This is a genomic window from Shinella sp. WSC3-e, from assembly GCF_945994535.1.
Lineage (GTDB): Bacteria > Pseudomonadota > Alphaproteobacteria > Rhizobiales > Rhizobiaceae > Shinella > Shinella yambaruensis.
In genome coordinates this window covers 96,309-107,880 of sequence record NZ_OZ000536.1, presented here as the reverse complement: position 1 = coordinate 107,880, position 11,572 = coordinate 96,309, and the positions used below count along the sequence as shown (strand labels likewise).

Sequence of the window (11,572 nt, the reverse complement as noted above, 5' to 3'; positions counted from 1 at the left end):
CCCTTTCGGGCGAAGCCTCCCCGGTCTTTCCGGGGGAATGGCCTCTGACATTCCCCCGGACGGAGCGGGGAGGGCGACAGCTCGCCCTGCGGCGACGGTCGGACAGGTCAAGGGGTCGTGGCGGGGAAAAAACGGAAGGTTCGGCCGCAGGCGGAAAGCCGTTTTTTCGCCGGCGCGACAAGCGGCTGTGCCGCGCCTGCCCCTTGATCCGAACGACCGGCGCTGTCATGGGGCGGAAACAAAGGTGCGGCCCGGCGACGGGCCTCAGTGCCGGGAGCGTAGCCACCGACCGGACAAGCGATCGTTACCGAGATCGGCGAAGACGGCCGCAGGCTGGCTTCGTGCTTCGCACAGAGCGCGGCCGACCGGAACGGGCGGTGGCCCATGGCCTGCAGTCAGGATGGCTTCTTCGCGAGGAGATTGAAGAGCTGCGCGATGACATCGGTGGTGTAAACCTGTTCCCCGTCGCGTTCGTAGCTGAAATTCGAGATCCGGGACTCGACATAGACGAGATCGCCCTGCCCGACATTTTCTTCGATCCACGCGGCCTGCTTCTTGTCGAGGATCGTTACCTGTGTCCAGTCGGTGGCGGTTTTCCGCTCGCCGTCGGCCTGCCATTCGCGATTGGTGGCGATGTTCACCTTCAGCACATTTTTTAGTTTCAGGATGTTTCCGACGTGGCCGAGCAGGGTGTGACGGTTGACAGTCCGCATGGATTTAAACCTTCCTTAACCGCTAGAATCCGTTTATTTGTGCAACTCGAACCAATGCCGCTCGGTTTGGCCAGAGGTGTCATTCTTGATGTCGAAGAAATAAGGCTCTGACCTAAGCGGTCGAGACATGGAGACGGTTTGTATGCAGCTCCGCTGCCGATCAGAGTTGTAGAGGCTGTGCGTGTTGCCTTGGCAAACGTTGACTGTCTTGATGCACAGATCGCCTTCCCTGGCGAAGCCGTTGCGGTCTCTGCTGCTGCCCACCTGATATCCTTCCGGGCATTCCGCATATTGCTCGAAACCCGGCGCTCCGCTGGCTGCCTCCGGGCAGGCGGGCCAACTGAAACCGGGCTTCTTCATCGCAGACATCAGGCGGTTCATCGGTGGGAAACAGGCGGGCACGCCTCTCCAAGATGGATTGGACGACGAAGCGCAGAGCAAGACTTCGCAACCCCATTCGCTGCCCGCGGCGGGGGCCGCGAACACGGCGACCGCGAGAAGCACGCCGACGGTGACGTAGACAGGTTTGGAATTGACAGGCATCGGCCACCCTTTCTAGAAACACAACAATAAATAAATTATAGTTTATACGATGACGACGATCAAGCGCAAGAAGACCGACACTGACCTGGGGACGATGATCCTGCGAAACATGGCGATCGTCATGGAGCGCGAGCGAGAGAAGCGTGCCCTGACAAAAAAGGAATTTGCGCAACTCTGCGAGATTACCACGCCGTATTATTTCAGCATGCTTGACGCTACGGCGAACCCATCGTTGCAGGTCATTGCGCGGATCAGCTTAAATCTGAAGGTCCCGATGGAGGAGCTGTTGATGGGCGTTCGACCAAAAGATAGCTGAATCAGGTGGCCCAGGTCGCTTTCGTCGTCGTAAAAAGGCGCTGCACCAAATGTGAAATATAGTTTATCATTTTCCCCCGTATCAATGAGCCGGACGTGGCGTTCGGACCAATAGGGGATGATGGATGTTGAACTATCCGCTGATTTCGGCGCTGCTGCTAAACGCGACCACCGCAAGCGCGGGGGACAATCCGATGTGGCGCAGCAGCTTCACGTGGTCCTGCAAATTCACCTCGGTCATACGATGCGAGCGATCGGTCGATTGCGCATCAAGCGGCGAGGCGGGAAGGCTAGAGTTGGCCTACCGCGAGAACCATCTGGTTGACGGCGAGGGCCAGGCCCATCAGATCAAACGTCACTATGTTCAAACGGTCACGGACAGCCCGATCGTGAGCGAGGTAAAAATCGAGCTCGATACGAACGAAGTGCTCTGGCTTTCACCAGCCGATGGGGCAGGGGCATTTTCCGACAACTGGGTCGGTGTTATGCTATCGCCGAAAGCAGGTGTGATCGTTCAGGAGCTTCGACCACTGATCTGCAAGCCGATAAAATAGTGCGCCGCCGCCTCTGGTTATTGTGCCGCCTGATGAAAGTCGCTGATGATCGCGTCTGGACCCTGCTATATTTCCATCCCAGTGCCTTATGCGACCTGACGACTGTGTTTGAGCCTCAGCGCCCAAGCGCCGATAGTCTCGCTGTTGTCTGCCCTCTTCGCTCTAAGACGAGAGAAGCCGGGCACGAGGGTTAGCTTAACGTCGAACATCACCGGGATGGAGTAGATGTCCGCCGCGTGACGGTTCTGAAACGCTGCCTCAGCCTCTTCGACGAAGGTCGGTCCGATATCCCTGAAAACCGATAGCAGAAGGAGGACGATCGCTGTACCAGAGATTGCCAATGAGGTGCCGAACGGGGTTACGGCGGAGCTGGCAGCGGAGGCGAATGGATAAATCGTTGACGGTACGAACACGGCCACAACAAACAGGACTGCCTCCCACCAGAGGCGGGGCGCACGCGGCCTACTGTTTGACGCTTCAGACATTCCATCATCCATCGCTGTTGTCGGCGCGCCCAGACTCTTAGAGGATATTCAAAGACCGATCAACCAACGCATACCCGACTTTTGTCACGTTATATCATATCGTGTAAGTTTCATTATGGAACTAAGCTATTGATTCTATTACCTAGTAGGTGATTAGGCTGAAGGTGGCAAACGCACCTTCGTCTGTCGCTTGGGAAAGTTATAACCGACATCCGTCTTGATAGGCCCTCGCGAGTTCGACGTCGTATCGCCTCCCACACCTGCACGTAGACCTCTTCGCCCTCGTCATCGCAAGGCTGAAGCAGATAAGGTGGCGTGCCGGCTCATACAGAAGCGCCTGCTTCGTCGCCTCGGGTCCGCACGAAGATCATAGGCCCACAACAGGCATGCGCTGTGCAGGTGAGAGACGTTCGGCTCGTCCAACGGGGGCGATTGTTCAGGAGCCTGTCGCTTCATCAACACCATCGAGGGCTCGGTTGGGCGAGCAACACATTCCTCGTCTTCGCGCCCGTGGACTACCATGGAACTTACCCGTAGATCCAGCCGTGCGGGACCGAAGGGGCCTCCGTTCTGCCGCTCCCTTCATGTCGAACCGCTGGTTCCGTCACGTATTCCCGGCCGGTTTGAAAACCACGCGCACCTCAACTGTGGAATCGTATTCACCGCCACCTTGGAGGGGACGCTTCCATGAACGCTGAATCTGTGAATCTCTATCGTGGCGCTCAAGTTTTTGAGGGGGGTCGACCACCAAGGGCGAAGTGCTGACGTTTCCGGGCGCCCGCGCTTGCGAATTGCTCGATGGCCGGCCAACCAGTCGAGCCAGCGACGGCAGACGATCCGGATCGTGTTCGGGCGATGCCACCTTCGATTCATCCGGTTTTCCGTAACGGTGACCAGTCCCATCTGCGCCGCGTCGCGGATCGCGTAGCGCGCGGTCGTGCATCCGACGCCTGCGCGAGCGGCTATTTCCGGAAGCGACATGCCGGAAAACCCATGGTCGATGACGGCGCAGGCGATAACAGCGAGAACCGCCAGCTTGCTGACGGTAAGCGTCTTGGCGATGCATGTCGGAATGATGCAATCCTTGGCGAGCGCGCGGCGGCGCAGCCGGCCAGCCGCTCGTTTGCCCTCGGGAATGTTTAGCCGCCGGCAATTCGGTCGAATTGCCGACAGGGCGACGGGACCGACCGGCCCCCTGCCCGACCAGGGTTCCGTTCGAACCGTTCTGCGTTGATGCTCGATGACCGGCGCTAGATACTCCATCTCGTTGTCGCCCAATAGCCCTTCTCCATTCAAGATCCAGGCGGATTTTGCGCACTCGTCGATCTGCTGAAGGGTGCGCGCTGCAAGCAGGCGCGCCAATAGGTTCGGCCCATAGGCCGTCGGGGATGCGGCAAGCATGATCTCTCCTTTTTATCGGCGGCGGAGAGAAGTCCAAGACGCACGTATTCGTGGCAAGAATTAACTTGCAGCGGTCTCTTCAATGTGCGAGAAAATCGGTGGCTATAAGACTTTCCGCACATCATCGTGTGTCTCTGAACCTGTCTCTCCGAGGCGGGTTTTATTTTGTCTACGGCATAGGGCCTCCTTGGCTCGTTCGCTGACATAGCGAGTCGCAAAGCTAATTATATTTTACGGACGAAACAAACATAAACCTACCCATGCCGTGAAAACACCGCTTTTGACTCGTGTACGGGTTGCGCGCGACATTGGGCTTGGCGGAGGATTCGCCCGGCCCGCTATCACCTCATCGACTGCACTTGCGCTGACATGCGTGCGCAACGGACAGAGCGAACTATCATCCTCCTGGACGCCGGCGGCGCAGGGACGGTGACAGGAAAGGATGACCGTAAATGGCCATTGAGAATGCCGCTGAGCTGGTGAAACTCCTCGCCAACGAATTTAACCGCCGCGGAACCAAGCCTGACGAATTCGGCGAGCTGACTGGCATCTCCGAAGAGCGCCTTGAACTTCTCCGGAAAGGAGCGTGGAACAAGCTGACGCTTCGGGAAATCGCGATTATCAGCGAGACCCTTCACGTCGATCTCTGGAGGCAGTGACTATTCCTGCCTCAGCATCACGGAAGCGGGATGAACGAAGGTTCCAGCCCACAGGCCGTTTCGGTCTTCCTTCGCAGCAGATTCAGCAACGGCATAGGCCGACGATACCGGCGCTCCGGAGGGGAATACGGCGGCAAATGCAGCGCCCGAGGAAATGAGCGCGGTCCCAACATCGACGGTCGTCCCATCGATCTCGGCCGCGCAGACGACGAAGGTGGCGCCGTCCTTGGCGTCGCCGAGCGGCTGGCAGCCGACGGAGCCGGTCGAGAACAGTGCAGCAATGGACGCGATCGAACGCATCCCGCAATCGACATCTTCTCCCTTAGGTGAGCGATAGGTCGTTCCACGAAGGCATGCCTGAACGCCGAACAGCCTGAACTTCCGGCTTTTATAGGCCCAGGTATCGCCCGTCTCAAAGGTGACGGCGGCCGGAAACGAGATGGTCTGCTCCTGCGCGGCGGCAGAAGAGGCGGCTAGCACGGCGATGGCCACCAAAAGCTCAATCCGCATTCTGGAATCCCATCGATCGTGAAAGTGAATGCGACACCTCAAGGTCAGGGCGGCGGGAGCGGCCGTCCGGTGTCCGCCCGATCGCGGCAAGGCCGAGGAAGACCATGCTGTCATCGTCGTTTGCGGTCTTGAACGGCACGCCCTTGCCTCCGACGAGGACGAAACATGACGCCGGTGTGGTCTGCCCATCGGCAGGCGCAAGCAGCAAGGTTTTGCACAGGATGACGCTGGCCCGTCTATTGTAGACCGCATCGGTATAGTCACGCGCCGCCTCCGTGCAGTTCCAGGTCTGCACCCGATTGTAGACGACGGTTTCGCTCGGGCAGGCGGTCAGGCCGCGCAAGGCAATCTTCCTGCCCGCGATCGTTCGATGAACCGGACCGTCGATCTCGACCTGTCCTTCCAGCTTCTCGACCGACCGCGCCGCAAGTTTCCCTTCGGCGTCGTAACGCTCCAGCGCGAATACCTTCGAACCCTGCGCCGCGAACTGGCGGAGGTATTCGGGAGACGGTTCCACATAGGGATTCTCGCCTTCTGCGACGGCGAAAGACACGCCTCCGATCAGCAGCAGGCCAGCCAAACCGAGAACTTTGAGTTGTTTGTGCATAGCAGCCATAGCCATTTCCGAATTGACAGGTGAATCCTACGCGAGATAACTATAATTTACTCGACGATACGGCAACCCGGACAAGCGCATTGAAAACAACCCTGCTTATGCTCCTCATTTCGACGTCGGCGACTACCGCGCAAGCCTGTGAGCCGGTCGATAGCGACGGCGTTCTGGAACTGGTGCGGACAATCGCCAATGAGGAAGAACTGGACCCCGATCTGGCGCTCGCTGTGGTTGATGTCGAGAGCGCCGGCGGCAGGCACCAGGTCTCCGACGCCGGCGCCGTCGGCATTATGCAGCTGATGCCGGAAACCGCCTCTGACTATGGCGTGACGGACCGATGCGATCCGGAATCCAACATCCGCGCCGGCGTCCGCTACCTCAAGAAGCTCTATGGCGAGTTCGACGATCCGCTGTTGATGCTCGCCGCCTACAATGCCGGTCCAGAGCGCGTCTATCAGAAGGGCGGCATTCCCGAGTTCAACGAGACGGCCCAGTACATTGTCAAGGTGATGAACCGCTGGACGCTGAACGGCAAGGCGTCGGCGGCCGATGAGAAGCGCCGCGGGAACAGCAACCCTCGCAAAGAGACGGTCGCGCTCGCGCCCTCTCCCTGGCGCGACCAACACGTCTGGACCGCCGAATAGCGCCGGTCCTCAACTTCATCCTCCCAAGATCAGAGGGACATCAGAATGAGCATTTTCCCGAACACGACGCGCCCGCGCGGCAAGGCCCTCCTGTCATTGGCGCTACTTGCGACTTCCATCGCGCTGGTCCCGGAATCCGCCTATGCGCAGTCGGCAGCCCCTGTCGAAGGCATCCTCGAATGGTTCGTCGGCGTGCTGCAGGGCAATGTTGCGCGCTCGCTCGCGATCATCGCCGTCTGCTTTCTCGGATTCCTTTTTCTGACCGGGCGAATGGCCTGGCAGGGTGCGATTTCCATCGTCATCGGCATCGCCATCATCTTCGGCGCCGCCGAGCTGGTCGATGCCATGAAGGCGGCGGGGGGCGTCTGACATGCGTGACGACACTCCCGATGTTGAACCACTGATTCAGCCGCTGACCCGGCCGCCGATGTATTTCGGGGTCGATATCATCGTGTTCGTGGTGAACGGCATTTTCGGGATCGTCGTCTTCATCGCGTCGTCGAGTTTCCTGGCGCCGCTGGTCGTCCTGCCCGTCCATTTCATCGCGCTGTACCTCTGCCAGCGGGACATCCACATCGTCCGCGTGGCGCAGGTTTTCCTGTCGATACGCCGGGCGATCCGTAACCGACGCTTCTGGAAAGCGGGGAGCTACGCCCCATGAATATCGTCAATCACGATCTGAAGTTCGGCCGCGAGCGCGCCCGTGATCTCGGGATCGGCACCCACGTGCCCTACCTCCGCCATGTCGACGAAGAAACGATCGTCACCAAATCCGGCCTGCTGTTGCAGGTGATCCGGCTATCCGGCCTGCCATACCAGACGATGGATCAGTCGGAAATCAATGCCCGCCTCGCAAACCGCAACATGACGGTCCGCTCGCTTGGATCATCACGTTTCGCGCTCTACGCCACCATAATCCGGCGACAGACCAAGCCGGCAATCGACGGCGGTTTCGACAACCCCTTCGCCGACGAGCTGAATGCCCGTTACATGGACGGGCTGCAGCACCGAACGATGTTCGTCAACGAGCTTTACGTGACCGTGATCCGCCGGCCGATGACCGGCCGCGCCGGCAAGGTCGACCGCATGTTCGACATCTTCCGCATAGCCGACAACGAGGTCGAAGCACGAGGTGAAGCGCTACGCGACCTGAAGGACATGGTGTCCGGCATTGTCGGCGATTTCCGCTCCTACCGTCCGGAAATCCTCTCCTGTGTCACCCGTGACGGCGGCCTCTACTCTGAGCCCGCCGAGTTCTTCGCCAAGATCCTTGCCGCTGGCGACGAGCGGACGATGCCCCTCCCCCGCATGTCGCTCGCCGACTATATCGGGACTGGCCGGATCATGTTCGGCCGCAAGGCGACGGAAATCTGGTCGGCGGATGGCGCGACCTCAAAGGTCGCCGCCATGGTGTCGATCAAGGAATACCCGCCAATGACGACGCCCGGCCAGCTCGACGGGCTGCTGCGCCTCCCCTACGAACTCATCGTCACGCATTCCTTCGCCCCGGAGGACCGGACAACGGTCACGGAGGCGATCGCCACCATCAGCCGGCAGATTTCCAATTCCGACGATGGCGGCACGGCGGTTGAGGATGATATCGAGACGGCGCGTGACCGGCTGGCCTCAGGTGAAGTGGTGTTCGGAAAACATCACATGACGGTGGGCGTGCTTGAGCGCGACCTGTCGCGCCTCAACCGAGCCGTCGCCGATGTCACTGCCGAACTGGCACGCATGGGCGTCGTTGCTGTTCGCGAGGACCTCAATCAGGAGGCGGCCTGGTGGGCACAATTACCGACCAACTTTTCATACATCGCCCGGCAAGGGCTGATCTCGTCGGTCAACTTCGCCGGCCTGTTCTCCGCGCACAATTTCCCGTCCGGTCAGACGCAGAAGGTCCATTGGGGGCTGCCGATCTCGCTGCTGGAGACCACCAGCCAGACCGCCTATTTCTTCAATTTCCACGAGGCGGATGTCGGCAACTTCACGGTCATCGGCCCGACCGGCTCGGGCAAGACGGTGGCGCTGTCCTTCCTATTGGCCCAGGGCATGCGCGTCGAACCGCGCCCGCGCTGCGTCTTCATCGACAAGGATCGCGGTGGCGAGATCTTCGTGCGCGCGATGGGCGGCCGCTACGAGCGGCTATCGCCGGGCGAACCGACCGGCTTTGCGCCGTTGCAGCTTGACGACACCCCGACTAACCGGAGCTTCGGCAAGACGCTGGTCTCCTACCTCGTCACACCCTCGGACCGGGTGCTGAATGCCGAGGAGATGGCGGTGATCTCCGATGCGGTCGACAGCATCTACACCGACTTCGAGCGGCCACAGCGGCGTCTCGACATGCTGGCCGAGGCGCTGCGCGGGCGGATGCGCTCCGGCATTGGCGACCTCGCCGACCGGCTGAAGGAATGGACCACGGGCGACAAGGGCTGGCTGTTCAACAACCCGAACGACAAACTAGATTTTGCCGGCTCAGTGATCGGCTTCGACATGACGGAGATCCTGTCCGACAAGCGCACGCGCTCGGCAGCGCTCCTCTATATGTTCCATCGCATTCAGGAAATCCTCGACGGCCGCCCCTCGATGATCTTCCTCGACGAAGGCTGGCGCTTGCTCAATGACGAGGTCTTCTCCGGCTTCATCAAGGACTGGCTGAAGACGATCCGCAAAATGAACGGCATCGTCGGCTTCGGCACGCAGTCGGCCGCAGACGTCGTGCGCTCCGACCTCCGCAACACAATCATCGAACAGACGATGACCAATATCTTTTTCCCGAACGCTTCCGCCGATGAGGAAAGTTACCGCAAGGCGTTCGGCCTCTCCGAGAAGGAATTTCGGTTCGTGAAGCAGGCGGACAAGACGAGCCGCACCTTCCTCATCAAACACGCCCAGGACTCGGTGATCGCGCGGCTCGACCTGTCGGCGATGCCCGACCTGGTGAAGGTCTTGTCCGGACGACCGGAGACGGTTCGCGAGTGCCAAACGCTCCGCCAGGCCTATGGCGACGAGCCGGGCGCGTGGCTCCCGCATTTCTGTGGCTGGACGATCTCGGAGGCGACCGATGCGTAGAACGATCCTGCTCCTCCTTTCTGCCGCGCTCGTCACCGCGCCGGCGCCCGTCGCCTTCGCGGACATTCCCGTGATCGACGATGACATGAAGGAAAAGCGTGCCGAGGACGAAGACCATTCGAAGAAGGACTCCGAAACGCAGGTCGACCAGCTCGAAAAGCAGACGGTGACGAATTGCAACATCTCCCAGAAGGAGAAGAACCGCCGCCTCTATCGCTCGCCGGCGCAAGCCGTGAACGAGGACGCCAAGAACGTCGAGCTGATCAAGCATTATGCGAAAAAGCACAACGTTCCGGTCGGCCTTGCCCTTTCGGTGGCGCATGCCGAGTCTGGAATTTCGACTTGCTCGGGTTCTCCGACCGGCGTGAAGGGCGTGATGCAGCTGACGAAGCGTACCGGCAAGGGCATGGGTTTCGACCGTGATATCAACGAGGAGAACATCGAGGGCGGCGTCAAATACCTCGGCATCGGCGTCAACAAGTGCGGCAGCACCGATTATGCCTGCCTCGCGTCCTGGTACAACGGCTCGACCGCGGCGGAGCAGAAGAACTGGGCCGGCAAGGTCGGCCGGAACCATGGCTGGTTTAATTCATTCGCCGGCGGCTCGAACATCGAGGACATCTCCTCGCCGTCCTATAAATCCTATGTCGATTACGGTTCCGGAGCGACCCGCAGTTCCAACAGCACCGCGGCCGGCGCGGTCAACCGTGCCGTTTCGGGGATCGACGCAAGCACCGCACGCGTCCAGGAGGCAGGCCGCCGCATCGATGCGCTGTCGGCTTCGGTCGGCGCGTCGGAGATCTATCAGGATGCCTGGGACGACAACACGCAGGCCCGCGCCGTCAATGCCGAGTTGCTGAACAACCTGATCACGGCCCGCAACCTGTTCAACGAGCTGCTGCAGGCGCGCATGCAGATGCGGCTTTCGAAAACGTCCGAGACGGCCAAGACCCTGAAATCCGACAGCAAGGTCAACCCCTACAGCTGCGATCCGGTCATCCTCGAAGAGATGAAGGTGCCGCGCGAGGATTGGCCGCGCTGCGCCGTGGTCGCGGCCGCCGACGCCGATAACGAAATTCTCTCGTCCGGCGGCAGCGACCGCTCGATCGGCAACAATCTTCTATCCATCCAGAACGCCGCCAAAGCGGCCGATTAAGGGGATTCCCATGAACAAGCTGCTTATCGTCTCCGCCGCCCTCGCCTTCTCAACGCCGGCGCTCGCCGATATTCCGGTGATCGACAACACCAATCTCGCCATCGCCAAGAAAAATGCCGAGAACACCGGCGAGATCATGAAAACCAACACCAACATCCTCGAAAAGACCAAGGAGATCCTCGGCGCGCTCTCCGGTAGCCGCGACGGCTCGATGGGGATTTCTTCGACCGGCCTCGGCGGCAACATGTCGGTCTCGGCCGCACCGTCCTTCAGCTCGATCATGAACGGCGGCACGCTGTCGTTCGGTGGGCTTGGCTCAGACGCGCAGAATATCGCAGCGACGCTGATCAACGGCTTGCAGCTGGTTAAACAGGTCAAGGCGATCGTCGAAGGCGAGGATGCCGGCGCGATGAACAATGCCTTTTCCGGCGCGGTCAATACCGTGGCGCTGCTCTCGGCGCTGACGCAGCAGGCATCGAAAGGTGTGTCTCATCGCGAGCAATCGCTTCAGTCGGCCACCGGCCAGATCGGCTCGGCCGAGGACGTGAAGGGCTCGGTCGACGCCAACACTCGCATGCAGCTGGAGACGGCGCGCACCATCAACGAGCTGGTCGGTGTCTCGAATGGCGCGGTCTCGGCGCTGAACACCGAAATGCAGATGCGGCTGACCCAGCAGTCGGAGACGGCCAAGATGCTGCAGTACAAAGACGTCAACCCGTTCAAGTGAGGCCGCATGCGATTGCCCGTTGCCATCATGCTCTCCGGTCTCGCGCTGCTCGCCGGCTGCCAGACGAAGGGTGAGAAGAAAGCCCCCTGCCCACCGATCTCCGGCTATATCGAGGCCGACGATCTGTGCGGTCCGGCCATACCGGTCAACGACGCCTTCGCGCCCGTCCTGAAGGAATAGACG

General features: G+C 60.3%; 16 protein-coding genes. 10 read left to right on the top strand and 6 right to left on the bottom strand.

What is annotated here, in order from left to right; genetic code table 11:
* Positions 1-395 precede the first annotated feature (395 nt).
* Together AABF56_RS34465 and AABF56_RS34460 are read right to left on the bottom strand one after the other, a co-directional pair.
* Positions 396-713, bottom strand: coding sequence for a single-stranded DNA-binding protein (locus tag AABF56_RS34465; protein WP_272809280.1), 318 nt, complete (start codon positions 711-713; stop codon positions 396-398).
* Positions 714-746: 33 nt separating this feature from the next.
* On the bottom strand, positions 747-1,256 hold the full coding sequence (locus AABF56_RS34460; protein WP_272809281.1) for a hypothetical protein: 510 nt from the start codon (positions 1,254-1,256) through the stop codon (positions 747-749).
* Between the two features lie 49 nt (positions 1,257-1,305).
* Between AABF56_RS34460 and AABF56_RS34455 the strand changes: the two genes are divergently transcribed.
* A complete protein-coding gene (locus AABF56_RS34455; RefSeq protein WP_272809282.1) occupies positions 1,306-1,572 on the top strand; it encodes a helix-turn-helix domain-containing protein in 267 nt (88 codons plus the stop codon).
* A 124-nt stretch (positions 1,573-1,696) separates the two neighbouring features.
* The gene (locus AABF56_RS34450) at positions 1,697-2,125 is read left to right on the top strand and encodes a hypothetical protein (RefSeq protein WP_272809283.1); all 429 of its coding nucleotides are present in this window, start codon (positions 1,697-1,699) and stop codon (positions 2,123-2,125) included.
* A gap of 86 nt (positions 2,126-2,211) precedes the next feature.
* On the opposite strand, the gene AABF56_RS34445 is transcribed toward AABF56_RS34450, so the two are convergent.
* Positions 2,212-2,610, bottom strand: a complete 399-nt coding sequence (locus tag AABF56_RS34445) for a hypothetical protein (protein ID WP_272809284.1) — start codon at positions 2,608-2,610, stop codon at positions 2,212-2,214.
* A 582-nt stretch (positions 2,611-3,192) separates the two neighbouring features.
* Positions 3,193-4,011 (bottom strand): hypothetical protein, encoded by an 819-nt coding sequence (locus AABF56_RS34440; RefSeq protein WP_272809285.1) that lies wholly within the window; start codon positions 4,009-4,011, stop codon positions 3,193-3,195.
* A 452-nt stretch (positions 4,012-4,463) separates the two neighbouring features.
* Here AABF56_RS34440 and AABF56_RS34435 point away from each other — a divergent pair, with 452 nt between their 5' ends.
* Positions 4,464-4,670, top strand: coding sequence for a hypothetical protein (locus AABF56_RS34435; RefSeq protein WP_272809286.1), 207 nt, complete (start codon positions 4,464-4,466; stop codon positions 4,668-4,670).
* Here AABF56_RS34435 and AABF56_RS34430 read toward each other — a convergent pair whose 3' ends face one another.
* Both AABF56_RS34430 and AABF56_RS34425 read right to left on the bottom strand, forming a co-directional pair.
* On the bottom strand, positions 4,671-5,180 hold the full coding sequence (locus AABF56_RS34430) for a thermonuclease family protein (protein WP_272809287.1): 510 nt from the start codon (positions 5,178-5,180) through the stop codon (positions 4,671-4,673).
* Complete coding sequence (locus AABF56_RS34425) at positions 5,170-5,796, bottom strand: hypothetical protein (protein WP_272809288.1); 627 nt, start codon at positions 5,794-5,796, stop codon at positions 5,170-5,172. The genes AABF56_RS34430 and AABF56_RS34425 overlap by 11 nt, the downstream gene beginning before the upstream one ends.
* An 80-nt stretch (positions 5,797-5,876) precedes the next feature.
* On the opposite strand from AABF56_RS34425, the gene AABF56_RS34420 reads away from it, so the two are divergent.
* The 7 genes from AABF56_RS34420 to AABF56_RS34390 are packed head-to-tail and all read left to right on the top strand — an operon-like array spanning position 5,877 to position 11,569.
* Entirely contained in the window at positions 5,877-6,437 is a 561-nt protein-coding gene (locus AABF56_RS34420) for a lytic transglycosylase domain-containing protein (protein WP_272809289.1), read from the top strand.
* A 45-nt stretch (positions 6,438-6,482) separates the two neighbouring features.
* Positions 6,483-6,806 carry a TrbC/VirB2 family protein gene (locus AABF56_RS34415; protein WP_272809290.1) on the top strand — a complete coding sequence of 108 codons (324 nt, stop codon included), beginning with the start codon at positions 6,483-6,485 and terminating at the stop codon, positions 6,804-6,806.
* A 1-nt stretch (position 6,807) separates the two neighbouring features.
* Positions 6,808-7,098 carry a type IV secretion system protein VirB3 gene (locus AABF56_RS34410; RefSeq protein WP_272809291.1) on the top strand — a complete coding sequence of 97 codons (291 nt, stop codon included), beginning with the start codon at positions 6,808-6,810 and terminating at the stop codon, positions 7,096-7,098.
* On the top strand, positions 7,095-9,506 hold the full coding sequence (locus tag AABF56_RS34405) for a VirB4 family type IV secretion/conjugal transfer ATPase (RefSeq protein WP_272809292.1): 2,412 nt from the start codon (positions 7,095-7,097) through the stop codon (positions 9,504-9,506). The genes AABF56_RS34410 and AABF56_RS34405 overlap by 4 nt, the downstream gene beginning before the upstream one ends.
* Positions 9,499-10,662 carry a transglycosylase SLT domain-containing protein gene (locus tag AABF56_RS34400; protein ID WP_272809293.1) on the top strand — a complete coding sequence of 388 codons (1,164 nt, stop codon included), beginning with the start codon at positions 9,499-9,501 and terminating at the stop codon, positions 10,660-10,662. The genes AABF56_RS34405 and AABF56_RS34400 overlap by 8 nt, the downstream gene beginning before the upstream one ends.
* 10 nt (positions 10,663-10,672) lie before the next feature.
* Positions 10,673-11,389 (top strand): type IV secretion system protein, encoded by a 717-nt coding sequence (locus AABF56_RS34395; protein ID WP_272809294.1) that lies wholly within the window; start codon positions 10,673-10,675, stop codon positions 11,387-11,389.
* 6 nt (positions 11,390-11,395) lie between these two features.
* The gene (locus AABF56_RS34390) at positions 11,396-11,569 is read left to right on the top strand and encodes a hypothetical protein (protein WP_272809295.1); all 174 of its coding nucleotides are present in this window, start codon (positions 11,396-11,398) and stop codon (positions 11,567-11,569) included.
* The last annotated feature ends 3 nt before the right edge of the window (positions 11,570-11,572 follow it).

Coding starts and splice junctions, on each gene's coding strand:
- AABF56_RS34405 (WP_272809292.1), top strand. CDS start 7,095: ATGAATATCGTCAATCACGATCTGAAGTTCGGCCGCGAGCGCGCCCGT.
- AABF56_RS34425 (WP_272809288.1), bottom strand. CDS start 5,796: ATGGCTGCTATGCACAAACAACTCAAAGTTCTCGGTTTGGCTGGCCTG.
- AABF56_RS34465 (WP_272809280.1), bottom strand. CDS start 713: ATGCGGACTGTCAACCGTCACACCCTGCTCGGCCACGTCGGAAACATC.
- AABF56_RS34430 (WP_272809287.1), bottom strand. CDS start 5,180: ATGCGGATTGAGCTTTTGGTGGCCATCGCCGTGCTAGCCGCCTCTTCT.
- AABF56_RS34450 (WP_272809283.1), top strand. CDS start 1,697: ATGTTGAACTATCCGCTGATTTCGGCGCTGCTGCTAAACGCGACCACC.
- AABF56_RS34440 (WP_272809285.1), bottom strand. CDS start 4,011: ATGCTTGCCGCATCCCCGACGGCCTATGGGCCGAACCTATTGGCGCGC.
- AABF56_RS34390 (WP_272809295.1), top strand. CDS start 11,396: ATGCGATTGCCCGTTGCCATCATGCTCTCCGGTCTCGCGCTGCTCGCC.
- AABF56_RS34415 (WP_272809290.1), top strand. CDS start 6,483: ATGAGCATTTTCCCGAACACGACGCGCCCGCGCGGCAAGGCCCTCCTG.
- AABF56_RS34395 (WP_272809294.1), top strand. CDS start 10,673: ATGAACAAGCTGCTTATCGTCTCCGCCGCCCTCGCCTTCTCAACGCCG.
- AABF56_RS34400 (WP_272809293.1), top strand. CDS start 9,499: ATGCGTAGAACGATCCTGCTCCTCCTTTCTGCCGCGCTCGTCACCGCG.
- AABF56_RS34460 (WP_272809281.1), bottom strand. CDS start 1,256: ATGCCTGTCAATTCCAAACCTGTCTACGTCACCGTCGGCGTGCTTCTC.
- AABF56_RS34455 (WP_272809282.1), top strand. CDS start 1,306: ATGACGACGATCAAGCGCAAGAAGACCGACACTGACCTGGGGACGATG.
- AABF56_RS34445 (WP_272809284.1), bottom strand. CDS start 2,610: ATGTCTGAAGCGTCAAACAGTAGGCCGCGTGCGCCCCGCCTCTGGTGG.
- AABF56_RS34435 (WP_272809286.1), top strand. CDS start 4,464: ATGGCCATTGAGAATGCCGCTGAGCTGGTGAAACTCCTCGCCAACGAA.
- AABF56_RS34410 (WP_272809291.1), top strand. CDS start 6,808: ATGCGTGACGACACTCCCGATGTTGAACCACTGATTCAGCCGCTGACC.